This is a genomic window from Lacrimispora xylanolytica, from assembly GCF_026723765.1.
GTDB lineage: Bacteria > Bacillota > Clostridia > Lachnospirales > Lachnospiraceae > Lacrimispora > Lacrimispora xylanolytica.
On the sequence record NZ_CP113524.1, the window covers coordinates 1048200 to 1074676 of the forward strand.

The window sequence follows — 26477 nt, forward strand, 5'->3', positions numbered from 1 at the left end:
GATAAGGAGAACAACATGATTTTAGAGAATCTGTCCAGGATGGAGTCTTTTACCCATCAGGAAAAGGCAGCGGCAAGGTATATCCTGGATCACGTGGAGCTGATTCAAAAGATGTCGGCAGAGGAGCTTGCAAAGGCCTCCTTTACCAGCAAGGCTACGGTAGCAAGACTATGCAAGAAGCTTGGGATGGAAGGGTATCAGGAATTAAAGCTTAAGCTTGTTTCTGAAATGGTAGAAAACATCAGGGTGAATCAGCTCTTAAGCAAAGAGCCGATTACGGAAAAAAGCAGCTACAGCGATATCATAGCCACTCTTCCAAAGCTTTACGACAAAGCCATTACAGATACCAGGCTTTGTATGGATAAGAATGTGATGCTTCGGATTGCAAACAGGATTCGCCAGACGGAGCGCCTTGATATCTATGGAAGCGGAATCAGCTACATTCTTGCCCAGTCAGCTGCCTTTAAGTTTTCAACTCTGGGCATGGAATGTACGGCCTATGAAAGTGTCAATGCCCATTATCTCATGGCCCGTAAGAAGAAAAAGTCAGTTTCCTTTGTCATCACCTTTACCGGTGCCAATCTGGATATGATCGGTGTTGCCAGATATCTAAAAGAAGTGACCGGGTCTTATGTGGTTGGGATTGTAGGACGTCATAACGATGAAATAAGAAAATGGTGTGATGAAATTGTGGAGATTCCATCCAGAGATTCTCTTTTAAGTCTTAAAGTGGTGACCTCTTTTACTGCCACCACCTATGTTCTAGATATATTTTTCTCCCTGTTTCTTTCTCAGACCTATGAAGAGCACGTAAAATCCTCTCTTGAAATGGTATGTCATGAATCCTTAAGAACTGGCGTGGATTATTGGAGCTTAAAGGAGCTTCCTGAGGAAGAAGAATAAAACAAAATATGTAATTTTTGAACCGCTGTTTCAATTTCAGCGGTTTTTTTATTGGATTATTGAAACCATGTTTCAATCTTATCTTTTAATAATGATGGAAACGGGGATACTATGGTAAAATATCAGAACCAAAAGAAAGGGGGCTATGGCCATGAATTATCAAAATCTTGCAAAAGAAATATTAGAAAAAGTCGGCGGAGAAAGTAACATTTCAGGGCTGACTCATTGTGCGACCAGGCTGCGCTTTAATTTAAAAGATGAAAACAAAGCCCAGACAGAAGCATTAAAAAAAGTAAACGGAGTTATGGGTGTTGTAAATAAAGGAGGCCAGTATCAGGTTGTCATCGGAAGTGATGTAGCTAACGTATACCGACCCATTACAGAGATGACAAATATCAGCACAGACGAAGGTGGAAAACCGGAAAAGGAGAACAAAAAGGTTCTTGAGAAGCTGATTGATACGTTATCCGGTATCTTTACCCCGATTCTTCCGGCAATTACGGCTGCCGGTATGATTAAGGCTGTATTATCTCTTTTACTTGCCTTTGGTCTTGTAAGCAAGGAAGGGTCCACGTATCAGGTACTTAACTTTATGGCTGATGCGGCCTTTTATTTCCTACCCATTCTTCTTGCCAGTTCAGCCGCTAAAAAGTTTAAATGCAATCCTTATCTGGCAATGATGTTAGGTGGAATTTTACTTCACCCCAATTTTGTAGCTATGGTAACCGCAGCAAAGGAAAGTCATGAGGCAATCCGGGTATTTGGTATCCCGATTACCAATGCTAGTTATTCTTCCTCTGTATTGCCGATTATATTAATCGTATGGTTTTTATCTTACGTAGAGCCCATTGCTGACCGGATATCACCAAAGCCCATTAAGTTCTTTACCAAGCCTCTGATTTCCATTATTGTGACAGGATTCGTGGGACTGGTTGTCATTGGACCAATCGGAACCATTATCAGTAATTTGATTGCATCCGGAGTTCATACATTGAACCAGTATGCAAGCTGGCTGGTACCTGCTTTAGTTGGTACTTTAACACCTCTTCTTGTTATGACAGGAACTCATTATGGACTTGTTCCTATTGGTATCAATAACCGAATGACCATTGGATACGATACCTTGATCTATCCTGGTATGCTTGGTTCCAACGTGGCTCAGGGTGGTGCGGCTCTTGCCGTTGCCTTTAAGAGCAAAAAGTCTGAGATCAAGCAGCTTGCTTCTTCCGCCGGTATTACAGGTGTGTGCGGAATTACAGAGCCGGCATTGTATGGTGTAAACTTACGTTATAAAACACCTCTCTATGCAGCCATGCTGGGAGGCGGTATCAGTGGATTTATCATGGGCCTTTTAAATGTAAAAAATTATACCGGAGGTTCACCAGGTTTTCTGACCCTTCCAAGCTACCTGGGCGGAGATTCCTTAAATGACTTTTACTTTGCCTGCATGGGAGCAGGAATCAGTCTTGTTATTTCATTTGTTGCGTCCTACATTCTTTACAAGGATCCGGTAGAGGAATCCAATGAGATATTAAAGGCCACTGAGACAACGTCAGTGGAAACAGCACCAGCAGAAGCGGTATCAGCAGATATTAAGGCTGGTAAGTCTGACGCTACTGATATCATCATTCAGTCTCCTATGTCAGGAGTTGCAGTACCATTAAATCAGGTTAATGACCCTACCTTTGCAGAAGGAATCCTTGGAAAGGGAATTGCCATTGAACCAGAAAGCGGAAGAGTATTGTCTCCAGTAAATGGAACCATCCGCACCATTTTCGAGACAGGTCATGCCGTTGGTCTGGAATCCGAGGAAGGAGCAGAGGTCCTGATTCACGTAGGGCTTGACACGGTTAATTTAAAGGGAAAACATTTTGATGTGAAAATGAAGGCAGGCGATGAGGTCAAGGTTGGAGACTGCATCCTGGAATTTGATTTAGAGGCCATAAGAGACGAAGGCTATGATGTGATCACTCCCATTATTATCTCCAATTATGGCAACTATGAGGCCGTGGAGGCAGCCGCTTCTGGTCCTGTGACCTTTGGTTCCCCGTTGTTGACAATTCGTTAGTGGAGGTATCTATGCGGAAATTTCCAGAAAATTTTCTTTGGGGCGGAGCTGTGGCAGCCAATCAGTGTGAGGGAGCGTACAAGGAAGACGGCAAAGGTCTTTCTGTACAGGATGTACTGCCCGGCGGCCTTCGAGGGGAGCGGACAAAACAACCTACAGAAGATAATTTAAAGCTTGAGGGCATTGATTTTTACCATCGGTATCAAGAGGATATCCGTCTGTTTGCGGAGATGGGCTTTAAGGTGTTTCGCACCTCCATCGCCTGGTCCAGAATCTTTCCAAAGGGCGATGAAGATATGCCCAATGAAATGGGACTGAAATATTATGATGATCTTTTTGATGAATGCTTAAAATACGGCATCGAACCTTTGGTGACTATCTCCCATTATGAAACACCCCTGTGGCTGGCTGAGAAATACGATGGCTGGAGAAGCCGCAAGCTGATTGGTTTCTTTGAGCGGTATGTAAGAACCATCTTTACCAGATACGGAAACAAGGTAAAATACTGGCTGACCTTTAATGAAATCAACTCCCTTCTTCACGCTCCTTTTATGAGCGGAGGGATTATGACTCCTGCAGATCAGCTGACAGAACAGGATTTATATCAGGCGGTACATCATGAGCTGGTGGCAAGTGCCCTGGCCGTGAAAATTGGTCATGAGCTGATGCCTGACGCAAAGATCGGCTGTATGATTCTTGGAATCACAGTTTATCCCCTGACACCGGATCCAGAAGACATGATTGCAGTCATGGAAAAGGATCGGGAGACCATGCTGTTTGCCGATATCCATGCCAGAGGTCGTTATCCCAAATATCTCCTGAATTATTTTGAAGAACATGGAATTCAGATTCAGATGGAGCCAGAGGATCATGAGATATTAAAGCATACCGTGGACTTTATCTCCTTTAGCTACTATTCCAGTATTTGTGAAACCGTTCACAAAGAACTTGGAACATCTACCGGAGGGAATCTATCAAGAGGCTTTAAGAACCCGTATTTAAAGGCTTCGGATTGGGGCTGGCAGATTGACCCAAGGGGACTTCGGTATACCTTAAATAAGCTTTACGACCGGTATCAGCTTCCCTTGTTCATTGTTGAAAATGGACTTGGGGCAGCAGATGAACTGGTGACCTTGGAATCAGGTGAGAAAACTGTATTGGATGATTATCGGATCCAGTATTTAAGGGAGCATCTCATTCAGCTTAGAGAAGCCATACACGACGGCGTTGAGGTGATGGGGTATACTTCCTGGGGGTGCATTGACCTAGTCAGTGCGTCTACTGCTGAGATGAAAAAGCGATACGGATATATTTATGTGGACCGAAACGATGACGGCACCGGAACACTGGAGCGTTACCGGAAGAAATCCTTTTGGTGGTATAAAGAAGTGATTGAATCAAACGGAGCATGTTTATGATTGGATAGAGTAAATATAAAATAATACATGGACAGCCAGATATTCCTATTTCCAGTTATTCCCACATGGGAGACTAATAGGAGACATACTGGCTGTCTTTTTTTGTCGAAATTGTCCGATGAGTCAGGGCAAAATAACATAAAATACGTTTCTGTTTGCAGTTTTACGGAAATGTGGTACAATAATTGTATGACATCGTAATAACTTTACGAAAGATAGGAAGAAAGAGGGGGCAAAAGCATGGCAGAGTTTTCCAGGGTCCCGATCGTGCAGCAGGTAGTAAACAGTATGAAAGATTACGTTGCATCTGATGAAACAGAGGTGGGACAAAAATTACCTACAGAAAAAGAATGGTGCGAAAAGCTTTCCGTAGGCAGGGGGACTGTCAGGGAAGCATTCCGCATTCTGGAAGCAAGGGGACTGGTCGAAATAAAGCCGGGCCGGGGAGCATTTCTGGTAAGTAAAAAAGAACTTGGACAGGAAGAGCTGGCAGAGTGGTTTCTGAAAAATGAAGTGGAATTAAAGGATTATATAGAAGTGAGAAGTGCCGTGGAGCCTTTGTGTGCCAGACTGGTCGCAAGGCGTGCTACGGATTCCGAGTTAGAGCAGCTGGAGCGGATTCATCAGCGTTTTATCCGAGCTGTGGAGGAGGAAGACTTTGCGGGTATGGCAAAGTACGATGAGCGGTTTCATAAGCACATTGTGGAATGCAGCCGAAATAAGATGTTGATTTTTATTAGTAAAAAAATCGATGAATGCATCAGAGATTTCCGGTTAAAGACATTTCAGGTTCCTCCAAATGCAGCCAATGCCATAAAAGCGCATCAGGATATTGTTGATGCCATAAAGGCAAGAGATGAGGAAGTGGCAGAGCTTTATGCCAAGCGCCATATCTCACTGATCAATATTGATATGGATGTAATTATAAAGCGATAACAGGACAGGATATTGTTATATCATAATGTGAATACAGGCAAAATTGTATGATGTTAAGAGAATATGATGGAAATTTATAAGGACCGGAAGCCGGTGATGAAGGCTTTCTGGTCCTTTTTGTGTGGAAAGATTTTAGTATATTGTGTAATTTGCATATTTTTAAATTTATGATTGACATTTTTTAAGTAAAGATGTATCATGAGGATGCTAAGATTGTATGACAGCATACAATAATACATACCCGGGAACGTATTCAGAATGATATCATACAATGAACTTGGCATCAGAGATAAAACTTAGGGGATAAATACAGGGTATATGAAAAAAATATACCATGTGATTACAAATGTTGAGAGGTGGATTATTATGAGAAAAATTGCAGCAATCGCTTTATCTGTTCTTATGGCATTTTCTTTATCAGCTTGTGGAACTGCAGAGAATGAAACAAAACCATCATCAGGTGCAGCTGAGACAACGGCAGCAGCAGCTACTACGAAAGCTGGGGCAGAGACAGGAAAAACAGGGGAGTCAAAAGATGGAAAAGGAATTAAAATCGGTGTTTCCGCGCCAGATCTTACAAACGTATTCTTTATTCAGATTAAAGAAGCCATGCAGAAAGCTTTAACAGGCCTTAATGATGAATTAATTATTCAGGACGCTGCCGGAGATCAGAACAAACAGATGAATGACGTTGCAGATATGATCAACCAGGGGTGTGATGTTATCTGTATCTCAGCCATCAACTCCGAAGGCGTAAGGGCAACGTTAGAGGCCTGTAAAGAAGCTGGAATTCCAGTCATCGCTTTTAATACTGCAGTAAAGAATCCGGAGCTGGTTCAGTGTACCGTAGTATCTGACAACAAAGCCGCTGGTAAGCTTTGTGCTCAGGCACTGGCAGAAGCCTTGGGTGGAAAAGGCAAGGTAGTTGAGATTACTTATAGTATTACAGAAGTATGCTATGACCGTCAGATCGGTTTTGAAGAAGAGTTAAAGAAATATCCTGACATTCAGATTATTCAGACAAAAGACGTGGAGAAACCAAAGTCTGACTATTCCCAGCCAATCATGGTAGATTTTATCAATGCAAATCCAGAGATTGACGGTGTATTCACCATCAACGACCCAACCGCCAGAGGAGCCATCGCGGCACTGAAGGAAGCCGGAAGATTAGAAAACACCAAAGTAGTTTCCATCGACGGCTCTGATGAAGGAAAGGGCTTTATCCGCTCCGGCGAGATGGTTGCTTCCGCAGCTCAGGATCCGGCAGGAATCGGAACCACCTGTATTGAAACTGCTTACAGTCTGCTTACCGGAAAGACCATTGAGGAAAAGGTAGTTGTACCAATGTCTATTATCACAAAGGATAATGTAGACAAATAATCCGTAAGGTGTGTGACTTGAGGCAAGAATGCAGAACAGGAGTGAAAACATGTCAGTGGAATATGTTTTTGAAATGAAAGATATTACCAAGGCGTTTGGCCGCAATGTTGTACTTGACGGAGTGAGTATTTCCATAAGGCCCGGAGAAGTCCGGGCCCTGATGGGAGAAAATGGAGCGGGAAAATCAACTCTCATGAAGATTCTTGGGGGAATTTTCAGCTCAGATTCAGGTACTATTTTTATGGAAGGCCAGGAGGCTGCCATACGGAATGTAGATGATGCCAGAAAATACGGAGTCAGCTTCATTCATCAGGAGATTACCAATGTGCCGGAGATGACCATAGCAGAGAATATCTTTCTGGGGCGGGAGCCAAAGAACCATCTAAAGATGGTGGACTATCGGAAGATGAAGCAGGAAGCGCAAAAGGCACTTGATGAACTGGGACTTATGCTGGATGCCGGTATGCTGATCCGGGGATTATCCGTAGCTCAGCAGCAGATGATCGAAATTGCAAGGGCAGTCAATGAAGGGGCAAAGATTCTGATTCTTGACGAGCCTACGGCTTCCTTATCTCACAGCGAGACAGAAAATCTATTTGCTCAGATCGAACGTCTGAAAAAGGCCGGAGTAGCCATGATCTATATTTCCCATCGTATGGAGGAAACCTTTAAAGTCTGTGATTCCGTTACGGTCTTACGGGATGGTAAATTTATCGGAACCAGAAATACAGAGGAAACCACAGAAAATGAATTAATCAGCATGATGGTAGGCCGTGAATTTAACAATATCTATGGAAATAAGCGGGTAGTAGGCGGCGATGTCATCATGGAAGTGAAAAATCTGACAACCCAAAAGGTATCAAACATCAGCTTTACCTTAAAAAAAGGAGAAATTCTTGGATTTTCCGGTCTGGTGGGGGCGGGAAGAACCGAGCTTGCTCTTGCTCTCTTTGGCATTGATTCCATCGTGTCAGGTGAGGTATGGCTGGAAGGAAAGCAGCTTTCCATCACAAAGCCACGAGATGCCATAAACGCTGGTATCGCTCTTGTACCGGAAGAACGGAAAGAGCAGGGACTGTTTTTAGGACACAGCATAGGGACCAACTTAACCTTCCAGGTGCTCTCTGAATTCATAAAGAGCCTGCGGGTGGACAAGAGGAAAGAGTCAGAAATCGTCGACGAGTTTAAGCAGAAGCTTTCCATCAAAATGGCTTCTACCGAACAGACAGCAGGAGAGCTTTCCGGTGGAAACCAGCAGAAAATCGTTATATCAAAATGGCTGGCAGCAAAGCCAAAGGTGTTAATTCTTGATGAGCCGACCAGGGGCATTGACGTTGGAGCAAAGGCTGAAATCTATAAGCTGATGCACACACTGGCAGAAGAAGGAGTTTCCATTATCATGATATCTTCAGAATTACCTGAGATCATCAATAACTCCAGCCGGATTGCAATTATGAGGGAAGGCTGCCTGGCAGGAATCCTGGATCAGCAGGAAACAGAAATTTCCCAGGAAACGATCATGTCATATGCAGTAGGAGGAGAACATTCAGTATGTTAAACAGGAAAAGTCAAGTAGAGACACCCCAGTTAGAGGCTAAAAGCCTGTGGACTACCAATCCATTTTTTATCTGGCTGAAACGCAACATGGCAGCTATGATCGCATTGGTATTCCTTTGCATTGTTTTATCCATAACCACCGAAACATTTCTTGTTAAAAATAACTTATTCAGCGTATTGCGCCAGGTATGTGTGAACTGCTTTATTGCATTTGGTATTACCTGTGTCTTAATCTGCGGAGGCATTGACTTATCCGTGGGTTCTGTGGTTGCAGCAGCAGGTGTTATCGCAGTAAGATGCGGCAACGCAGGTCTTCCTTTAATCGTCTGCATTCTCATTCCCCTTATATTTGGTGCAGTCATAGGATTTTTCAATGGATTTGTTATTTCCCATACCACACTTCCTCCCTTTATCGTAACCCTTTCCACACAGATTATTGTGCGGGGGATCAGTTACATCTTAACAGGAGGACAGCCTGCCCAATCAAACAACGAAGTATTTAACAACATGGGCGTAGGTAATATTTTAGGAATTCCCATTCCAGTTGTATTTGTAATTGGAGCGTTTATCATACTTTATTTCATTATGAACCGTACCTCCTTTGGCCGTCACGTATATGCTACCGGAGGAAATAAGGAGGCAGCGAAATACGCAGGCGTTGACACCAAATGGATTCAGGTAAGAGTATTTATTATCAGTGGAGTGATGGCAGCCCTTGCCGGAGTCGTACTGGCAGCGAGATTGTATTCCGGTCAGCCATCGGTAGGAGAAGGCTTTGAGCGTGATGCCATCGCGGCTTCCGTTCTCGGTGGTACCAGCTTTAACGGAGGATTAGGTACCTTGGGCGGTACTGTAATCGGCGTACTGATCATCGGAGTATTAAACAACGGAATGAACCTGCTTAAGATAAACAGCTACTGGCAGTTCGTAGTAAAAGGACTGGTTATCCTTGGAGCAGTCTATGTAGATTACTTAAAAAAGAGAGGCTCACTGAAAAAGTGATCGTTCATAAATAAGACGGAGGCACAATAAATGATGGACATAATGGAACTAAAAAAGAAATGCAGTGATATGCGGAAAGATATCATTAACATGACAGCAGATGCAGCCAGCGGTCACCCAGGCGGTTCCCTTTCTGCGGTAGAATTAATGGCGGCTCTCTTCTATACCCAGATGCGGATCGATCCTAAAAACCCTGACAAGGAAGACCGTGACCGTTTCGTGTTAAGCAAAGGACATGCAGCTCCCTGCTATTATGCAGTATTAGGAGAGATGGGATTTTTCGATAAATCAGAATTTAAGAATTTCAGACAGCTTCACAGCATCCTTCAGGGACATCCGGATGCAAAAAAGGTTCCCGGTGTGGATGCCTCCACTGGCTCCTTAGGACAGGGAATCTCCATCGCAGTTGGCATGGCTCTTGGGGCAAAGGCTCAGAATAAGGACACCAAGGTCTACACTCTTTTGGGAGATGGTGAGCTTCAGGAAGGACAGGTCTGGGAGGCCTGCATGGCAGCAGCCAATTATCACCTGGATAACCTTACGATTATCATTGATAATAACGGTCTTCAGATTGACGGAAGCAATGAACAGGTCATGTCACTGGGAGACCTTCATTCCAAATTTAAGGCATTTGGCTTTCACGTACTGGAGCTGCCTGACGGTAATAATTTAGAAGAAGTTCTTGCTGCTTATTCCATCAGCACCATGGAAGGCAAACCAAAATGCATCCTGGCACACACCGTAAAAGGTAAAGGCATTTCCTTTATGGAAAACCAGGTTGGCTGGCATGGAAAGGCACCAAGTGAAGACGAGAGACAGCAGGCATTAAAGGAACTGGAGGGTTAAGACATGAGCGAATTAAAGGCAATCAGAGTGGCATACGGGGAAGCTTTGGCTGAGCTTGGAGAAGAGAATGAAAAAGTAGTGGTGATGGATGCGGATCTTGCCCATGCCACCATGACAGCAACCTTTGGAGCAAAATTTCCGGAGCGGTTCTTTAATGCAGGAATTGCAGAGGCCAATATGGTGGATATGAGCGCAGGACTTTCTACCATGGGATACATACCATTTTGCAGCACCTTTGCTATCTTTGGCGCAGGCCGTGCCTATGAGCAGGTGCGAAACGGCGTAGCGTATCCCAATTTCAATGTTAAGCTTGGCATGACCCATTCCGGCATTACCCTTGGGGAAGACGGCGGAAGCCATCAGGCTATTGAGGATTTGGCCCTCATGCGTGTTATTCCGGGAATGACAGTCGTGGTTCCCTGTGATGCCAGTGAAACACACCGCGCTGTGAAAGCAGTGGCAGAGATGAAAGGACCGGCTTATCTGCGTCTTGCCAGACTTCCAAGTCCTGTATTTGAAGAGGAGATGCCCTTTGTCATTGGAAAAGCCAATGTATTAAAAGAAGGCGGGAATGTGGTTGTATTTGCCTGTGGCATCATGGTCTCCACCGTTTTGGAATGTGCGAAGAAGCTTTTACAGGAAGGAACGTCCATTACCGTTGTAAATATGCATACCATAAAGCCAATTGATAAAGAATGCATCTTGACATATGCCTCAAAATGCAGCAAAGTAGTAACTGTAGAGGAACACAGCACCATCGGCGGACTTGGCGATGCAGTAGGTGAGGTTCTTTTAGAAAATAAATGTAACGTAACATTTAAAAAGATTGGCGTTCAGGACCGGTTTGGACAATCTGGTAAGCCGGAAGAGCTTTTAGAAGAATACGGGCTGAGCGAAAATCAAGTATACCATCAGATTAAAGGAGTGTTGGAATCATGAGAATAGCATTAATTAATGAGAACAGCCAGGCGGCTAAAAATGAACTGATTTATAACAGCTTAAAGAAGGTAGCAGATCAAAAAGGCTACGAAGTTGATAACTACGGAATGTATTCCCCAGAGGATGCCTGTTCCCTTACTTATGTACAGAACGGAATTCTTGCAGCCATCCTTTTAAATTCCGGCGCAGCAGATTATGTAATTACCGGATGCGGAACGGGTGAAGGTGCTATGCTTGCATGCAACAGCTTCCCAGGAGTTATCTGCGGCCATGTATGTGATCCCAGCGACGGATATATGTTTGCACAGATCAATGACGGCAATGCCATTTCCATGCCATTTGCAAAAGGCTTTGGCTGGGGAGCAGAGCTTAACCTGGAATATACCTTTGAGAAATTATTCTCAGAAGCGAGCGGTCAGGGCTACCCAAGAGAGCGTGCAGTTCCAGAGCAGAGAAATAAAAAGATCCTTGATGTGGTAAGAGAAAACAACTTAAAGGATATCTTAACCTGCTTAAAAGGACTTGACCAGGAGCTGGTGAAAGGCTCGATCGGCGGTGAAAAATTCAGTGAGCTGTTCTTTGCAAACTGCAAGGATGAGAAAATAGCAGAGTATGTAAAGAGTCTGCTGGCTTAGGAGGCATTGCATGCTTAAAAATAAACCATCAGGAATTGCCCATGTGGCAATTCCTACCGATGACCCGGAAGCCACAAAAGCATTTTATGAAAATCTGGGATTTACCCGGCTGGTGGATGGGGGCATCAGGGGGATGCTTCAATGCGGAACCTGCGTCATAGAATTTTACCCCAGACGCCAGGATGAAAAGCCCATCGGTAACATCGACCATATTGCCCTGACCTGTGAGAATCTGGAAGAGGCTTATGAAGAGATTGTATCCCAGGGTCATACTCTTATCTCCAATGGGATTGAATCCAATGAAATGTTTGCCCCTCGTACCAATCGTTTCTTTCTCTTTCAGGGACCAAACGGGGAAAAAATTGAATTCTGTAAGGTAAGCTAGTTTCAAAATAATGAAATAGACGAAGGAGAACTAGATGAGATTTTTTGTAGATACAGCAAATACGGAAGACGTGAAAAAAGCAAGTGATATGGGCATTATCTGTGGAGTTACCACCAATCCCTCCCTGATTGCCAAGGAAGGCCGTGATTTTAATGAAGTTATCAAAGAAATCACCTCCATCGTTGACGGTCCCATCAGCGGTGAGGTGAAAGCCTCCACCGAATTTGCGGAAGGCATGATCGCAGAAGGAAGAGAGATCGCAGCCATTCACCCTAATATGGTAGTAAAGATTCCTATGACAGCAGAAGGCTTAAAGGCTGTGAAGGTATTAACTGCCGAGGGAATAAAGACCAACGTGACCCTGGTATTTTCCGCGGCTCAGGCACTCTTAGCTGCAAGAGCAGGAGCTACCTATGTTTCCCCTTTCTTAGGCCGTCTTGATGATATTTCCATGCCTGGCATTGATTTGATCCGTGATATTACTGAAATTTTTGAGATACATGGAATCGAGACAGAGATCATTGCAGCCAGCATCAGAAATCCAATCCATATCATTGACTGCGCAAAAGCAGGAGCAGACATAGCAACCGTTCCATACGGCGTGCTGATGCAGATGACAAAGCATCCCCTCACTGACCAGGGAATTGAAAAGTTTAAGGCAGATGAGAAGGAAGCATTTGGGAAGTAAGATTAAATAAAACCAGAGTATTGGAAGATGAAATAATTTATCTTTCGATGCTCTGTTTTTTTAGTGGACACCTCTTTTTTTATCCGTTAAGTTTACATTGACAAAATATTTAAGTTAAAATATACTTACATTAACTTAAATTACAGGGGGATATTATGTCAAAAGCAGTTACATTGTCCCATATCGCCAAAATCGTGGGTGTCAGCACCGTTACCGTTTCCAAGGCAATGTCTGATAAAAGCGGTGTCAGTGAGGATATGAGAAATAAGATCAAAGAAGTTGCATCCCAGCTGGGATATCAGATGGTTACTTCCACCAAGAAAGTACGGCCCGAGGGAACCGGGAATCTGGGAATTTTAATTCCAGCCGGATTTTTAGATAGAGTCAATTCCTTTTACTGGAACATGTATCAGTTTGTAGTGACTTCTGCCTCAGAACGGGGATATTACTGTATCCTTGAAATCGTGAACCAGGAGGAGGAAGCCTCTCTTACCATGCCAAAGATGATTTTAGACGGTAAGGTGGACGGCGTTATTTTAATCGGTCAGCCAAGCCAGGAGTATTCCAGTTTTTTATGGAGAAATCCCCATGTCCCCGTTGTTTTTATGGATTTTTATGAGGCAAATCAGGAATATGACTGCGTCATATCCGATGGTTTTTATGGGATGTATCTCCTTACGGATTATTTAATCAAATGCGGTCATCAAAAGATTGCCTTTGTTGGAACCCCCATGTCCACCAGCAGCATTACTGACCGGTATTTTGGATACAGGAAAGCTCTTATGGAGCAGGAAATCTCTTTTAAACAGGAATGGGTCATTCAGGACAGGAGCTTATGCGGTAGCCATAGAGCTTATGAGTCTATTCCACTACCGGATGAGATGCCGACCGCATTTGCATGCAGCAGCGACTATACGGCAGATGTACTGATCAATGGGCTTAGGGAAGCTGGTTACCGGGTGCCGGAGGATATTTCGGTTGTTGGATTTGATAATTGTGAATGGGACAAAGTAGTAAAGGTCCCCATTACCAGCTATGATGTACACAAAGACAGAATGGCTGAGCTGGCAGTGGGAAATCTGGTAAGTAAGATTAAAAAGGAACCTTATGCTTCTGGAATTCAGATCGTAGCAGGAGGACTGGTGAAGAAGAAAAGTGTATCAGAAATCTAAGTGGGCAGGGAATTTTTGTAATTGGCAGGTGTTGTTCCTGTGTATTTGCGAAAGATACGGATAAAATGAGTGGTGTTTTCCATTCCCACCCGCCGGCCTGCTTCGTATACGGTGATGGCTGGGTCCTGAAGCAGTTTTTTTGCTTCTTCAATTCTCCGCCTGTTTAAATACTGCAAAGGCGGGACCTGATAAAGCTCGTGAAATTCTCTGGACAGCCGGTATCTGCTGATTCCCAGTGTCTGCTCAAATTGAGTGAGGCTGTGGGAAGAGGCGTACCGGGTGTCCATTATTTTTTTCATTTCCCTCAAATAAGGAGGGGCCACATCAGACTGGGAGGCAAAAGGAGGCAGGACAGCAGCCGTAAGCAGGTCTGTAAGAAGCCTGTGATTGATAATTAAGTTGTCCCTGCTTAGGAATTCAGGAATCTCAGTAAGGCGGGAAAAAAGAGACAGGATGTATGGGGTGGATGGAATGATAGCAAGATTGCCCCACGTTTTCACAAACTCTCTAAAAAAGAATAAGCATTTTGATTTTTCTATAAACAGCTGGTAATAATTCCAGCTGTTTTTTTCTGTGTAAATTTTATGCCGGATAGAACCATCGATAAAAAGAAAGGTTTCGGGTGAAAGGGAAAGCCTCTTATCACCAGTTTCGTATACACCGCTTCCTGATAAGGTATACAGAATACAAAGACAGGGAAGATCTGTGATTTCGTAACGGTACGGGTAACAGGTATTCATATATCCGGCTGCCATCAGGGAAAGGAGGGAATCCCCCTCTTCTGGTGTTAGGGGATATTCAGGTGGCAGGCACTGGCAGGCACTGAAAGCAGAAGTTAGCTTGTTGTTACTTAATAAATGAGCTAAAAAAAGTTTGTTGAATTCCAAAACGCACCTCTTTTCATCTGTTTTTTTATAGTCTAGCATAATAAACCATATAATTAAAGTTAAAAAGAAAATAAAAAAATGATTTATATCGAAAGTTACTCGCTGAAATCCAAGATAAATATAACAAAATAAACAAAAAAAACGAAATAAATGATATAAAACAGAGGTAGTGCATAAAAATAAACAAGGATTCATGATAAGTCGCAAGAATGGTCGATGATTATGGATTAACTTTAAAATATACTTAATTTAACTTAAAATAAATTAATAAAATCCTGGATTTAATAGGATTAAATAATGAAGGAGGAAGCATGATGAAGGTTTGGAAACGAATTGGGGCGGTAGGACTGGCGGTAGTGATGGGTGTTTCCCTGGCAGGATGCGGCGGCGCAAAAGCCACAGCAACCCAGGCAGCCAAAGAAGAGAAGGCAGATGAGCTGCCTAAATTTACAGATTTGAAGGTGGGAGAAGATTATAAGGATATCAAAGCAGATTTAAGATTTATCACACACAAGACAGATATTATTGATACGGTCTTTCAGGATTACATAAAAGAATTTCAGAAGATGTATCCAGGCGTAACAATTACATACGAAGGAATCACCAGTTATGCGGATGACATTATTACCAGACTTACTACAGGAGATTGGGGCGATATCTGCATGGTTCCTACTCAGATCGATAAGAATGAACTTAAAAATTATTTTCTTCCTTTTGGAGATATCACAGAACTGGAAAAGAAGTACGTTATGCTGAATAACTATTCCTATAAAAATGTGGTCTATGGAATTCCGTCTATGGGAAATGTGCAGGGAATTGTATATAACAAAAAGGTTTTTACAGATGCAGGGATTACGGAGCTTCCCAAAACGCCCGACGATTTTCTGGCTGCCTTACAGAAAATCAAGGACAATACAGACGCGATTCCCATGTATACCAATTTCGCAGCAAACTGGACGATGACGGCCTGGGATGCCTATATTACAGGATCTGCCACTGGAGATCCGGACTTTGCCAACACCGAACTGCTTCACAGCAAAAATCCATTTGAAAAGCGGGCGGATATGACAGGACCTTATGCGGTTTATTACGTTTTATATGAGGCTGTGAAACGGGGACTGACGGAAGAAGATCCAACCACAACGGACTGGGAGGGAAGCAAGGGCATGATGAACAGCGGTAAGATCGCGACCATGGCACTGGGCTCCTGGTCTGTAGTCCAGATGCAGGGGGCGGGAGATCATGGGGATGATATCGGGTATATGCCATTTCCTATCACGGTGAATGGAAAACAATATGTTTCTGCAGCTCCTGATTATAATTATGGGATTAATGTAAACAGCAGCCAGGATAATCAGATTGCTTCCATGCTTTACATCAAATGGCTTACGGAAAAATCCAAGTTTGCCTACGACCAGGGCGGAATTCCTATTTGCGTAGGAGAAAAGTATCCTGACGTCTATAAGATGTTTGATGGAATTGAATTAGTCATCGATAACCCGGCTCCAGAGGGAGAGGAGACACTGTACAATGATATCAACAATGATTCTGAAGTAGGACTTAACGTATCTCCCGATGGAGTTTCTAAAATCCTGGAAGCAGCCACAACCGGTTCTCCGACTCTTGATGAGATTATGGCTGACTGGAATGCCAGATGGACTGCTTCCCAGAAAAAGTTCGGAGCGATCCAATAGGAGGAGACAGCTTTGGGTAAAAAATCGAACATGGCGGCCCATGTGGTGAAATGGCTCCAAAAGGGGAAAGTGAACCGGTGGCTTGTCATCCTGACATTTATGTTTATACCTGTATTCCTGCTTTTGGTATTTACCTATATTCCTTTTGTGAAAATGATGGGCTTTAGCTTTTTCGATATGAAGTACATTGGAAAAAGGGAATATGTAGGAATACAAAATTACCTGGATGTGTTCCAAAGAGATGATTGCTTTAAAGCATTGAGACTGAGCTTTTACTACATAGGGGCATGCTTTGTTCAGATGTCCCTGGCTCTTTACTTTGCATCGGTACTCAGTACTAATATCCGGTGTGGTAATTTGTTTAAGGGGTTTATGTTTTTTCCATATCTCATCTGTGGAATCGCAGTCGGTTTTATTTTTAAGTTTTTCTATACCAGAGGGTTTGTTTTCGATACCGTCCTTTCCTGGTTCGGCTTTACACAGGATCAGTTGCCTTACTGGCTGAAAGATACGCGGATCAATAATATTTCCATAGCGGCTACCTCGATATGGCGGTACATGGGGCAGAACATGGTTTTATTTATCGGTGCCATTATGTCTGTGGATTCCACCATGTATGAGGCGGCTGCCATTGACGGGGCAGATGAATGGAAAAAATTCCGGTATATCGTATTTCCAAGCATTAAAACTGTAATTGTCCTCAATCTGATTCTATCTATTACTGGTTCCTTAAGCGCATTTGAACCGCCCTATGTCATCACCAACGGAAGCTTTGGAACCGCAACTTATTTTGTGGTCATGAATAAACTGGCTCATGAAAATCAAAAGGTAGGCCTGGCCTCTGCAATGGCTGTGATTTTACTTGTAATCATTTTGGCAGCTACTCTGTTCCAGAAACTTATTTTTAGATATTTCTTCGGAGAGGGAGAAGAGGAGTCCTGGCGGGAAAAGAGGATGAGGAGAAAAAGAGAAATGATCTCCCGAAAGGAGGGGGCTTAGTGAATCGTCATAAAGTAAAAAAACGATTATGGAAGGTCTTTCAATATCTGACTCTTATGGCGGGCGCTTTTGTATCCGTGACTCCTGTGGTGGTATGCGTCATAACTGCATGTAAGACAGAAAAAGAATATGCTTCCACCAATGTCATGACCCTTCCCGAAAACTGGCTGTATGGAGGGAATTTCATTCAGGCCTGGAATCAGGCAAACATGGCAACTGCATTTCGCAATTCCCTTGTGATTTTAGTATTTGTTCTCCTTGGTTCCGTGCTCACAGGTTCCATGCTTGCATACATATTGAACCGTTTTAAGTTTCTTGGAAATGGACTCATCAGGAATCTCTTTCTATTTGCCGCCATGCTTCCAGGAATCGCCATGCAGGTATCAGTCTATCAGCTGATGTATGAATTTCACTTAATTAATACGCTTACAGGGTACATTATTCTGATGATGGGAACCGATGTAATCTCCATCTACATCTTCATTCAGTTTTTTGAAAACATCCCCTTATCCTTAGATGAGTCTGCAATTATGGACGGCTGTACGTATTTCGGTGTATTTTTCCGGGTATTAATGCCCCTTTTAAAACCAGCCATCATAACGGTGATGATATTAAAAGGCGTTGGAACTTATAACGAATACTATATGGCAAACTTATATCTCCAGGATAAGAATCGTCTGGTAACCGTGGCTACGTCTCTGTATAAATTTACAGGGCCCCTGGGAAGCCAGTATAACTATATCTGCGCAGGTGTGATCATTACCTTGCTGCCGGCACTTTTTGTATTTATATTCTGTCAGAAACAAATATACAGCGGACTGACTCAGGGAGCAGTCAAAGGTTAGGAGGAAACCATGAAATTATATACACCTAAAATAAAGGCAATGCCATGGCAGGAGCCAGCAGGAACATGTACAGGAGCGCCAATCTGGCGCTATACGGAAAATCCTATTATCGGAAGAAATCCCATAGATCATGTGGCCAGGATATTTAATTCTGCCGTGATTCCCTATGAAAACAGCTTTATCGGTGTGTTTCGGGGAGAGCAGAACAATGGAATTCCCTATATTTATCTTGGCAGAAGCAATGACGGGATTCATTGGGAGTTTGAGGAAGAAAAGATTACCTTTGTGGATGAGGAGGGCCTTGAGTTCATGCCCAGATATGCCTATGATCCCCGTCTGGTGAAGGTGGAAGATACCTACTATATCATATGGTGTCAGGATTTTTACGGAGCTTCCATTGGTATGGCGAAAACACAGGATTTTAAGACATTTGTCAGGCTTGAAAATCCCTTTCTTCCATTTAACCGGAATGCCGTCTTATTTCCCAGAAAGGTAAACGGGAATTTTATGATGCTTTCCCGTCCCAGTGACAGCGGTCATACCCCTTTTGGAGATATCTTTCTAAGCGAGAGCCCGGATCTTGTTTACTGGGGAAAACACCGCCACGTAATGGGAAAGGGCAAGGAATGGTGGCAATCCTTAAAGATTGGTGGAGGTGCAGCTCCTATTGAGACCAATGAGGGCTGGCTCTTATTTTACCATGGGGTTTCCGGCACCTGCAATGGGTTCGTATACAGCATTGGAGGAGCTATTTTAGATATTGACAATCCTTCCGTGGTCAAATACCGATGTGAAAATTTCCTTCTTACCCCTGAAACCTGGTATGAGGAACGGGGATTTGTGCCCAATGTCTGCTTCCCCTGTGCCACAATCTGTGACCCGGAGGATGGAAGAATAGCCATCTATTACGGCGCGGCAGACAGCTACGTGGCCCTGGCCTTTACAAGGGCAGAGGAAATAGTCACTTACATAAAAGAACATAGTGTTTTAACAGAAGAGGACCAGGAACCAGGAAGACGATAGCTGGGGCAGAAAGGGAGTAATACATGAAGGAAACGATGGCAGAAGAAATGAAGGAGCATCTGGAGACAAAGCTGCTCCCATTCTGGGAAGGGTTAAAGGATGAGGTGTATGGCGGCTATTACGGCTACGTGGGCCATGACCTTAAGGTGGATGAAAAGGCAGATAAGGGAGTTATCTTAAACAGCAGGATATTATGGTTCTTTTCCAATGCTTCTATGACTTTAAAGCGAAAAGACCTTCTGGAATATGCGGATCATAGTTTTCGGTTCCTAAAAAATTTCTGTCTGGACCGGGCAGAAGGAGGGGTGTACTGGTCGGTATCCTACGATGGAAAGCCGGTGGACCGGACAAAACACACCTATAATCAGGCATTTGCCGTCTACGCCCTTTCCTCCTATTATGATGCCTCTGGGCAGCCAGAGGCGTTGGGCCTTGCTTACGATCTTTTTGACCAGATCGAGCATTCCTTCCGGTCTTTAGATGGTTATGGGGAAGCTTACGATGCTTCCTTCCACCCTATCAGTAATGATAAGCTTTCAGAGCACGGAGTTATGGCAGAAAGAACCATGAACACGCTGCTTCATCTGCTGGAGGCGTATACAGAGCTTTACCGTGTAGACCATGCTCCCAGAGTGGCAAAAACCCTAAGGCATCTTTTAGATGTATTTGAAAGCCATGTGTTTCATTCCGAAAAAAAGAGGCTGGAGGTATTTTTTGACAATGACTGGAAATCTCTTTTAGATCTTCATTCCTATGGTCATGACATAGAGGCTTCCTGGCTCATTGACCGTTGTACTGAAATGCTGGGAGATTTGGAGTATCAAAAGAGAATGGAGCCATTGACCAGAATGCTGGCAGAACAGGTCTATGAGCTGGCTTATAAAGACCATAGCCTATTAAATGAATGTGAAAATGGCAGAGCGGATGAAGACCGGATCTGGTGGGTTCAGGCAGAGGGCGTGGTGGGATTTTTAAATGCCTCTAAGAAGCAGCCGGAGGATTCCAGGTTTCTTAAAGCCGCAGAGGATATGTGGAGCTACATAAAGAACCGGCTGGTGGACCAAAGACCTGGGTCAGAATGGTTTTACCGGATTTGTGGAGGGGAAGCACCTTCCGGTGACGATCCTCTGGTGGAGCCTTGGAAATGCCCTTACCACAATGGAAGGATGTGCATGGAAGCCATAAAGAGACTTGGCATCCTTCACCCGCGGTATGAAGTGGAAAAAAACAGACAGGAGCAGTTAATTGGCAGGAGGAATGAAAAGACGGATTGGTATAATGGCATCTTAGACCGGTATAAATACCCGGTCCTGACCAGGGACCATGTGCCTCTTACCTGGAGATATGATGTTAACTGGAACACCAATCCTTATTTCATGGAGCGTCTCGGTATCAATGCAGTGATGAATGCGGGGGCCATTGAATTAAATGGAATGTATTATCTCATTGCAAGGGTGGAAGGAAATGACCGGAAGTCATTTTTTGCGGTAGCAGAAAGCAAGAATGGAATTGATGGTTTCCGTTTCTTAGAAGAACCGGTCACCCTTCCTGACACTTGCCCGGAAGAAACTAATGTGTATGATATGAGGCTGACAAAGCATGAGGACGGCTGGATTTACGGAGTATTCTGCTCAGAAAGCCACGACTCGACTTCTTCTGATTTATCAAGAGCAGTGGCCCAGGCAGGTATTGTCAGAACAAAGGATTTAAAAACCTGGGAGCGGCTTGATAATCTTAAAACGCTTCGTTCCCCCCAGCAGCGCAATGTCATGCTCCACCCTGAGTTTGTAGAGGGCTGTTACGGGTTTTATACAAGACCCATGGATGACTTTATTGAGACTGGAAGCGGCGGTGGAATTGGCTTTGGCCTTTGCAAAGATATCTGCCACGGAGTGATAGACGAAGAGATTATCACCAGCAGACGCCGTTATCATACTATAACAGAAGCAAAAAATGGAGCAGGGGCTGTTCCCATAAAAACACCGGCAGGCTGGATCCATATCGCTCACGGCGTCAGGAATACGGCAGCAGGGCTCAGATATGTTCTCTATGCCTTTGCAACGGATTTAAAAGAGCCATCTAAAGTCATAGCAGAGCCATCTGGCCTTCTACTTGGACCAAGAGGAGAGGAACGGGTAGGAGATGTCTCCAATGTGGTATTTACCAATGGGGCAATTGTTCGTGAAAATGGAGAAGTATATCTTTATTATGCCTCTTCAGATACCAGAATCCATGTGGCTGTCACCACTGTGGAGAAGCTAATGGATTATGTGTTTTCTACGCCTTTGGACCCTTTAAGGAGTGCGGATTGTGTGAGGCAGAGAATTGCCCTGATTCACAAAAATAAGGAGCTGATTAGGTATGAATGAGAAGCTGTTTCTAAAAGCGGACCACCCCTTTTTACAGTACTGCGGCAGAATCGGAAGGGATGACAAGGGGCGGCCGGAATTTATTTATCCCTGCAGTTTTGTAAGGCTGGAATTTATAGGAGCCTCTGTTGAAGTGGAACTGGAGAACCATTCCGTATACTGGGATAATTACATTGGCTGGATTCTAGATGGAGACCAACAAAAAGCAAAACTTCCCAGGGAAGGAAAAACCAGTCTGTGTCTGGGAAAGGAACTGGGAGAGGGCAGGCACAGCCTGTTGCTGTTCAAGCGTCAGGATTCCTGCCATACCATTTCCTTAGAGGGGTTCCTACTGCCAGAGGGTGGTTTTCTCGTGGAACCAGAGCCTCTGCCCAAACGGAGAATTGAGGTTTACGGGGATTCTGTCAGTGCAGGAGAAGTATCAGAGGCCACTGATTATGTGGGAAAAGCAGATCCGGTTCATCAGGGAGAGTACTCCAATAGCTGGTACTCTTATGCCTGGATGACGGCAAGAAAGCTTCATGCCTTGATCCATAACATCTCCCAGGGCGGAATTGCCCTTAGAAATGGAACTGGCTGGTTTGAAGCTCCAAGGCCCATTGGTATGGAGTGGGTCTATGATAAGGTTCAATACCAACCGACCATAGGAAGAACCAGCCTATGGGATTTTAAGGCCTATCAACCTCATGTGGTCATCATCGCTCTGGGACAAAATGACAGCCACCCAATGGATTTTATGAAGGAAGATTATGATGGTCAGAAAGCAATGGAATGGAAGGCCCACTACACCTGTTTCATTCAGAAGTTAAGAGAGCTCTATCCACAGGCATATCTAATCCTGACCACAACCATACTCTGCCATCACCATAACTGGGACAGGGCAATAGAAGAGGTATGGGGCACACTTAAGGATGACCGTGTATCTCATTTTCTTTATAAGAGAAACGGTTGTGGAACTCAGGGACATATCAGGATTCCGGAATCAGAGGAAATGGCCGGAGAGCTGTCGGAGTATATCAATGGTTTAGGAGAAGAAATCTGGCGGGATGAATCTCAGGTTTGATGGTCATTTGATGGAGAGCAGATTATGACATATATAGATCAGTATGAATATTGGTGTACCAGTCCTTTGTTTTCCCATGAAATAAAAAAAGAGCTGGAAGCGATCAGAAATAAGAAAGAAGAAATCAGGAATCGCTTTTCAAAGGAATTGGAATTTGGCACCGGAGGAATCAGAGGAGTTATGGGGGCCGGAACCAACCGGATGAACCGGTATACGGTGGCGAGGGTGACTCAGGGACTAGCCAATTATCTTAAAGAGAATGGAAAATGGGAAAAGGGCGTTGGTATCGCCTATGATTCCAGACATATGTCCAGGGAATTTGCCGAGGAGACAGCCAGATGCCTGGCTGGAAACCAGATTCCGGTCTACTTGTTTTCCAGACTGACGCCTACTCCCTTACTTTCATTTTCTATTTTAAGCCTTTCTCTTGCCGCTGGTATTGTGATCACAGCCAGCCATAATCCACCGGAATACAACGGATATAAGGTATACTGGGACGATGGGGCCCAGATTACTTATCCAAAGGACGAGGAAATAGGACGATGTATCACCGGGATAAAGGATTACGGTTCCATCAAGAGACTTTCAATGGAAGAGGCAGAAGAAAAGGGACTGCTTCATTGGCTGGGAGATGAGCTGGAGGATGAGTATATAAAGGAAATGGAAGAATGGGTATCATCTCCCAAGGCTTTATTACAGGCCGCAAGTAAAGTGAATATTGTATACACGCCTCTTCATGGCACCGGGAATCTGCCGGTACGGCGATTGTTATCCCATCTGGGATTTACCAATGTGTTTACTGTTGAGGAGCAGATGGAACCAGACGGTGATTTTAAAACAGTAAAGACCCCGAACCCGGAAGAAGAAAGTGCCTTTGTGCTGGCTCTTAAGCTTGCAAAAAAAGCAGACGCTGATCTTGTTCTGGCTACGGACCCTGATGGAGACCGTATGGGTGTTTATGTAAGGGATGACCAAACCGGTAAGTACTGCCGTTTGACCGGGAATATGACCGGAATACTCATATGCAATTATCTTCTCTCAAGGAGAAAGGAAACAGGAAACCTCCCTTTAAACGGTGCCGTAATAAAAACCATTGTAACCACACAAATGGCAAGACCTCTGGCAGAGAAGTATAAAATGAAGCTGATTGAGGTTTTAACCGGGTTTAAGTACATAGGAGAGCAGATAAAATTCTTTGAAGAATCTGAGGAATTTACCTACCAGTTTGGCTTTGAGGAAAGCTGCGGCTGCCTGGTGGAGACCTGTGTCAGAGATAAGGACGCCATTTCAGCGGTCATGGTCTTGTGCGAGGCCGCGGCCTATTATAAGACAAAGGGCAGTTCTCTCTGGGAAGAATTAAATCAGCTATATGAAGAATTTGGCTATTATCAGGAGTGTCTGGAATCTGTAACCTTAAAAGGAGAAGATGGTCTGGCTCAAATGAATAAAATCATGGAGACCTTCCGAATCCATTCACCCGTTAGAGCAGGCGGATTTAAAATAATAAAAAAGGAAGATTATGAAACAGGAGAAGGGATATCAGAACGGTTCCCCAAGTCAAATGTATTACGCTTCCTCTTATCGGAGGATGCCTGGTTTGCCATCAGACCTTCTGGAACGGAGCCTAAAATCAAGTTTTATTTTGGAGTAAAAGGAAAATCATTTCAGGATGCAGACGAAAAGCTAAAAAGATTAAAGAAAGATATTTTAACCAGCATATAAAAGGGGGAGAAGGATGACATTACGTGGGATTCACTTGGAGAATCCAAGAGATATCATTCAGGCTGTTAAAAGGGTAAAAGAGGAAAAGCATGGGGTGCTGGCATTTCTTGGCGGTTCCATTACTCAGGGTTCCTTAGCCACAAAACCAGAAACCTGTTATGCTTATCTTGTATATGAGTGGTGGAAGAAAACATATCCTGATGCAAGTTTTACCTACATCAATGCTGGAATTGGGGGGACCAATTCCTTATTCGGTGCAGCCAGAGTTGAGGAAGATGTCCTTTCCTGTAATCCGGATTTTCTGATTCTTGATTTTTCGGTCAATGATGACAATACGGATTTTTTCATGGAAACATATGAAAGCCTGATTGTGCGTATTTTATCCCACTCTAAAAGGCCTGGAGTCATGGCTTTGTGCAATGCCTTTTATGAAGATGGAAGCTCGGCATTTGAGCGTCATAAGAAAGTGCTGGACCACTATTCCATCCCTTATGTTTCCGTAAGGGAAACTCTTTATCAGGATATATTAGACGGTAAGACAGCCATAAAAGATATAACTCCCGACGGGCTTCATCCCAATGACGAGGGACATAAAAAAATCGCTGATTTAATCACCATGGCGTTGGAGGAAATAAAAGGAATGGAGCCTGTATCCTCAGAGGAAACAGGTCAAGCCAATATACCAGTACCCCTAACTCCGTGCAGCTACCAATATGCCAGCCGAATCCAAAACAACATAACTCCGTTTCAGTGCAGGGGCTTTCTACCCGATGATTCTGTTAAATGCGGGGTAACCGATGTCTTTAAAAGAGGCTGGATCAGCCGACGCATGGGGGATCGTATTGTTTTTGAGACGGAAGGCAGCTGTCTTTTGGTACAATACCGAAGAACCATAAAGAGACCTGCGCCAGTGGCAGCAGCCTATGTTGATGGAGACAGGGATCATGGCGTGATTCTGGATGGAAACTTCGATGAGGAGTGGGGAGACTGTCTGGCTCTGACCACTCTCCTTCATCACGGAAAGCCGGGAAAGCATCTAGTAGAAATTAAGATTCTAAAAGGAGTGGAGGAAGAGGAAACGCTATTTTATCTGGTATCCATCATACAGTCTGGATCGGAACTTGAATTAAATACGCCCATGGACAGACACTCCCCGATGCAGTAAGATGGCAGTTCAGGCAGCACTTCAAATTGATGTTGCACTTTCAGGTAAGGCACCTGACGGAACGGTGAATCAGCCGGGATCGGGTAACTGATAAAATTTGATTGGTGAAATTGTGAAATTTATTTGTCAATCAGAAAAGTATTTACAGTTTTCTTACGGTTTCCCGGTTTCATTGCCAATTTTTTACAATTAATTTACATATCTTTACGGATACCTAAACTTTGTTGACTTGAAACCGATCCAGTTATATACTCTAGGCAAATCCAAATGCTAATGCATTGATAAGGAGGTCAAACCTATGAAAAAAAAGTATTTAGTAGTTACAGCACTATCTATGGCTTTATCGATAGGAAGCGCGATGTCTTCATTTGCGGCAGGATTTGTCACCACACCACAGGGAGTAAAGTACCAGTGGGGATCAGGGGATTATTGTACCAATAACTGGGTCAATTATAAAAGCCATTGGTTTTTCTTTGGCAATGACCAGCTTATGCGTACCGGGTGGATTCAAAGAGATAATACCTGGTATTATGCGTCTGATACCGGAGAGCTTCAGGGCGGAATTATGAAGATCAATGACAATGTCTATTACTTCAACACCAGTACCCTAAAAATGATGACTGGTCTAATTGATTACAACGGCAGTACACATTATTTTACGGAAAATGGAACCACAGACGGTGGTCCATACGTCTACACAGAATGGAACAGTGACGGATCCATCAGACGAGGTAAGAAGTTCCCTGTTCGTTAAACGGGACGCAAAGCCTCTTCATATAAT

At 43.8% G+C, this 26477-nt stretch carries 23 protein-coding genes and 1 pseudogene; 23 read left to right on the forward strand and 1 reads right to left on the reverse strand.

What is annotated here, in order from left to right:
• Positions 1–15 precede the first annotated feature (15 nt).
• From OW255_RS05055 to OW255_RS05115, 13 genes are all read left to right on the forward strand, one after another.
• A complete protein-coding gene (locus tag OW255_RS05055) occupies positions 16–903 on the forward strand; it encodes a MurR/RpiR family transcriptional regulator (protein ID WP_024836993.1) in 888 nt (295 codons plus the stop codon).
• Positions 904–1054: 151 nt separating this feature from the next.
• Entirely contained in the window at positions 1055–2971 is a 1917-nt protein-coding gene (locus OW255_RS05060) for a beta-glucoside-specific PTS transporter subunit IIABC (RefSeq protein ID WP_268115841.1), read from the forward strand.
• 11 nt (positions 2972–2982) lie between these two features.
• Positions 2983–4389: a 6-phospho-beta-glucosidase gene (ascB, locus tag OW255_RS05065; RefSeq protein ID WP_268115842.1), complete on the forward strand. Its 1407-nt coding sequence runs from the start codon at positions 2983–2985 to the stop codon at positions 4387–4389.
• A 240-nt stretch (positions 4390–4629) separates the two neighbouring features.
• Positions 4630–5325: a FadR/GntR family transcriptional regulator gene (locus tag OW255_RS05070; protein ID WP_024836990.1), complete on the forward strand. Its 696-nt coding sequence runs from the start codon at positions 4630–4632 to the stop codon at positions 5323–5325.
• A gap of 366 nt (positions 5326–5691) precedes the next feature.
• Positions 5692–6705 carry a sugar ABC transporter substrate-binding protein gene (locus OW255_RS05075; protein ID WP_268115843.1) on the forward strand — a complete coding sequence of 338 codons (1014 nt, stop codon included), beginning with the start codon at positions 5692–5694 and terminating at the stop codon, positions 6703–6705.
• Between the two features lie 49 nt (positions 6706–6754).
• Positions 6755–8263, forward strand: coding sequence for a sugar ABC transporter ATP-binding protein (locus OW255_RS05080; protein WP_268115845.1), 1509 nt, complete (start codon positions 6755–6757; stop codon positions 8261–8263).
• Complete coding sequence (locus OW255_RS05085; RefSeq protein WP_024836987.1) at positions 8257–9264, forward strand: ABC transporter permease; 1008 nt, start codon at positions 8257–8259, stop codon at positions 9262–9264. The genes OW255_RS05080 and OW255_RS05085 overlap by 7 nt, the downstream gene beginning before the upstream one ends.
• A gap of 33 nt (positions 9265–9297) precedes the next feature.
• Positions 9298–10110, forward strand: coding sequence for a transketolase (locus OW255_RS05090; protein ID WP_268116575.1), 813 nt, complete (start codon positions 9298–9300; stop codon positions 10108–10110).
• 3 nt (positions 10111–10113) lie between these two features.
• Positions 10114–11049, forward strand: coding sequence for a transketolase family protein (locus OW255_RS05095; RefSeq protein ID WP_268115846.1), 936 nt, complete (start codon positions 10114–10116; stop codon positions 11047–11049).
• The gene (locus OW255_RS05100; RefSeq protein ID WP_024836984.1) at positions 11046–11684 is read left to right on the forward strand and encodes an RpiB/LacA/LacB family sugar-phosphate isomerase; all 639 of its coding nucleotides are present in this window, start codon (positions 11046–11048) and stop codon (positions 11682–11684) included. Before OW255_RS05095 ends, OW255_RS05100 begins: the two co-directional genes overlap by 4 nt.
• A 10-nt stretch (positions 11685–11694) precedes the next feature.
• Positions 11695–12069 (forward strand): VOC family protein, encoded by a 375-nt coding sequence (locus OW255_RS05105; RefSeq protein ID WP_268115847.1) that lies wholly within the window; start codon positions 11695–11697, stop codon positions 12067–12069.
• Positions 12070–12103: 34 nt separating this feature from the next.
• The gene (gene fsa / locus OW255_RS05110; RefSeq protein ID WP_024836982.1) at positions 12104–12757 is read left to right on the forward strand and encodes a fructose-6-phosphate aldolase; all 654 of its coding nucleotides are present in this window, start codon (positions 12104–12106) and stop codon (positions 12755–12757) included.
• Positions 12758–12912: 155 nt separating this feature from the next.
• Entirely contained in the window at positions 12913–13929 is a 1017-nt protein-coding gene (locus OW255_RS05115; RefSeq protein WP_268115848.1) for a LacI family DNA-binding transcriptional regulator, read from the forward strand.
• On the opposite strand, the gene OW255_RS05120 is transcribed toward OW255_RS05115, so the two are convergent.
• A complete protein-coding gene (locus OW255_RS05120) occupies positions 13926–14816 on the reverse strand; it encodes a helix-turn-helix transcriptional regulator (RefSeq protein WP_024836980.1) in 891 nt (296 codons plus the stop codon). The two genes, OW255_RS05115 and OW255_RS05120, sit on opposite strands and share 4 nt — an antisense overlap.
• A 311-nt stretch (positions 14817–15127) precedes the next feature.
• Here OW255_RS05120 and OW255_RS05125 point away from each other — a divergent pair, with 311 nt between their 5' ends.
• The 10 genes and pseudogenes from OW255_RS05125 to OW255_RS05170 all read left to right on the forward strand — a co-directional run bounded on the left by OW255_RS05125 (position 15128) and on the right by OW255_RS05170 (position 26450).
• The gene (locus OW255_RS05125) at positions 15128–16510 is read left to right on the forward strand and encodes an ABC transporter substrate-binding protein (protein ID WP_051464629.1); all 1383 of its coding nucleotides are present in this window, start codon (positions 15128–15130) and stop codon (positions 16508–16510) included.
• A 30-nt stretch (positions 16511–16540) separates the two neighbouring features.
• Positions 16541–17509 (forward strand): carbohydrate ABC transporter permease, encoded by a 969-nt coding sequence (locus OW255_RS05130; RefSeq protein WP_035318197.1) that lies wholly within the window; start codon positions 16541–16543, stop codon positions 17507–17509.
• Positions 17510–17565: 56 nt separating this feature from the next.
• Complete coding sequence (locus OW255_RS05135; protein ID WP_416861719.1) at positions 17566–18354, forward strand: carbohydrate ABC transporter permease; 789 nt, start codon at positions 17566–17568, stop codon at positions 18352–18354.
• A gap of 9 nt (positions 18355–18363) precedes the next feature.
• Complete coding sequence (locus OW255_RS05140; protein WP_024836976.1) at positions 18364–19377, forward strand: glycoside hydrolase family 130 protein; 1014 nt, start codon at positions 18364–18366, stop codon at positions 19375–19377.
• Between the two features lie 47 nt (positions 19378–19424).
• Positions 19425–20411, forward strand: a pseudogene (locus OW255_RS20955) (AGE family epimerase/isomerase); the annotation flags it as partial.
• Positions 20412–20573: 162 nt separating this feature from the next.
• Complete coding sequence (locus OW255_RS20960) at positions 20574–21746, forward strand: glycoside hydrolase family 130 protein (RefSeq protein ID WP_024836975.1); 1173 nt, start codon at positions 20574–20576, stop codon at positions 21744–21746.
• Positions 21739–22809, forward strand: coding sequence for an SGNH/GDSL hydrolase family protein (locus OW255_RS05155; protein WP_268115849.1), 1071 nt, complete (start codon positions 21739–21741; stop codon positions 22807–22809). The genes OW255_RS20960 and OW255_RS05155 overlap by 8 nt, the downstream gene beginning before the upstream one ends.
• A gap of 24 nt (positions 22810–22833) precedes the next feature.
• Positions 22834–24531, forward strand: a complete 1698-nt coding sequence (locus OW255_RS05160) for a phospho-sugar mutase (protein WP_268115850.1) — start codon at positions 22834–22836, stop codon at positions 24529–24531.
• A 13-nt stretch (positions 24532–24544) separates the two neighbouring features.
• A complete protein-coding gene (locus tag OW255_RS05165) occupies positions 24545–25696 on the forward strand; it encodes an SGNH/GDSL hydrolase family protein (protein ID WP_024836972.1) in 1152 nt (383 codons plus the stop codon).
• Between the two features lie 298 nt (positions 25697–25994).
• Positions 25995–26450 (forward strand): hypothetical protein, encoded by a 456-nt coding sequence (locus tag OW255_RS05170; protein WP_024836971.1) that lies wholly within the window; start codon positions 25995–25997, stop codon positions 26448–26450.
• The last annotated feature ends 27 nt before the right edge of the window (positions 26451–26477 follow it).

What these genes read in the sequence shown, in the direction of transcription:
- OW255_RS05055 (WP_024836993.1), top strand. Translation starts at nt 16, where the DNA reads ATGATTTTAGAGAATCTGTCCAGGATGGAGTCTTTTACCCATCAGGAA.
- OW255_RS05060 (WP_268115841.1), top strand. Translation starts at nt 1,055, where the DNA reads ATGAATTATCAAAATCTTGCAAAAGAAATATTAGAAAAAGTCGGCGGA.
- ascB (WP_268115842.1), top strand. Translation starts at nt 2,983, where the DNA reads ATGCGGAAATTTCCAGAAAATTTTCTTTGGGGCGGAGCTGTGGCAGCC.
- OW255_RS05070 (WP_024836990.1), top strand. Translation starts at nt 4,630, where the DNA reads ATGGCAGAGTTTTCCAGGGTCCCGATCGTGCAGCAGGTAGTAAACAGT.
- OW255_RS05075 (WP_268115843.1), top strand. Translation starts at nt 5,692, where the DNA reads ATGAGAAAAATTGCAGCAATCGCTTTATCTGTTCTTATGGCATTTTCT.
- OW255_RS05080 (WP_268115845.1), top strand. Translation starts at nt 6,755, where the DNA reads ATGTCAGTGGAATATGTTTTTGAAATGAAAGATATTACCAAGGCGTTT.
- OW255_RS05085 (WP_024836987.1), top strand. Translation starts at nt 8,257, where the DNA reads ATGTTAAACAGGAAAAGTCAAGTAGAGACACCCCAGTTAGAGGCTAAA.
- OW255_RS05090 (WP_268116575.1), top strand. Translation starts at nt 9,298, where the DNA reads ATGGACATAATGGAACTAAAAAAGAAATGCAGTGATATGCGGAAAGAT.
- OW255_RS05095 (WP_268115846.1), top strand. Translation starts at nt 10,114, where the DNA reads ATGAGCGAATTAAAGGCAATCAGAGTGGCATACGGGGAAGCTTTGGCT.
- OW255_RS05100 (WP_024836984.1), top strand. Translation starts at nt 11,046, where the DNA reads ATGAGAATAGCATTAATTAATGAGAACAGCCAGGCGGCTAAAAATGAA.
- OW255_RS05105 (WP_268115847.1), top strand. Translation starts at nt 11,695, where the DNA reads ATGCTTAAAAATAAACCATCAGGAATTGCCCATGTGGCAATTCCTACC.
- fsa (WP_024836982.1), top strand. Translation starts at nt 12,104, where the DNA reads ATGAGATTTTTTGTAGATACAGCAAATACGGAAGACGTGAAAAAAGCA.
- OW255_RS05115 (WP_268115848.1), top strand. Translation starts at nt 12,913, where the DNA reads ATGTCAAAAGCAGTTACATTGTCCCATATCGCCAAAATCGTGGGTGTC.
- OW255_RS05125 (WP_051464629.1), top strand. Translation starts at nt 15,128, where the DNA reads ATGATGAAGGTTTGGAAACGAATTGGGGCGGTAGGACTGGCGGTAGTG.
- OW255_RS05130 (WP_035318197.1), top strand. Translation starts at nt 16,541, where the DNA reads ATGGCGGCCCATGTGGTGAAATGGCTCCAAAAGGGGAAAGTGAACCGG.
- OW255_RS05135 (WP_416861719.1), top strand. Translation starts at nt 17,566, where the DNA reads ATGGCGGGCGCTTTTGTATCCGTGACTCCTGTGGTGGTATGCGTCATA.
- OW255_RS05140 (WP_024836976.1), top strand. Translation starts at nt 18,364, where the DNA reads ATGAAATTATATACACCTAAAATAAAGGCAATGCCATGGCAGGAGCCA.
- OW255_RS05155 (WP_268115849.1), top strand. Translation starts at nt 21,739, where the DNA reads ATGAATGAGAAGCTGTTTCTAAAAGCGGACCACCCCTTTTTACAGTAC.
- OW255_RS05160 (WP_268115850.1), top strand. Translation starts at nt 22,834, where the DNA reads ATGACATATATAGATCAGTATGAATATTGGTGTACCAGTCCTTTGTTT.
- OW255_RS05165 (WP_024836972.1), top strand. Translation starts at nt 24,545, where the DNA reads ATGACATTACGTGGGATTCACTTGGAGAATCCAAGAGATATCATTCAG.
- OW255_RS05170 (WP_024836971.1), top strand. Translation starts at nt 25,995, where the DNA reads ATGAAAAAAAAGTATTTAGTAGTTACAGCACTATCTATGGCTTTATCG.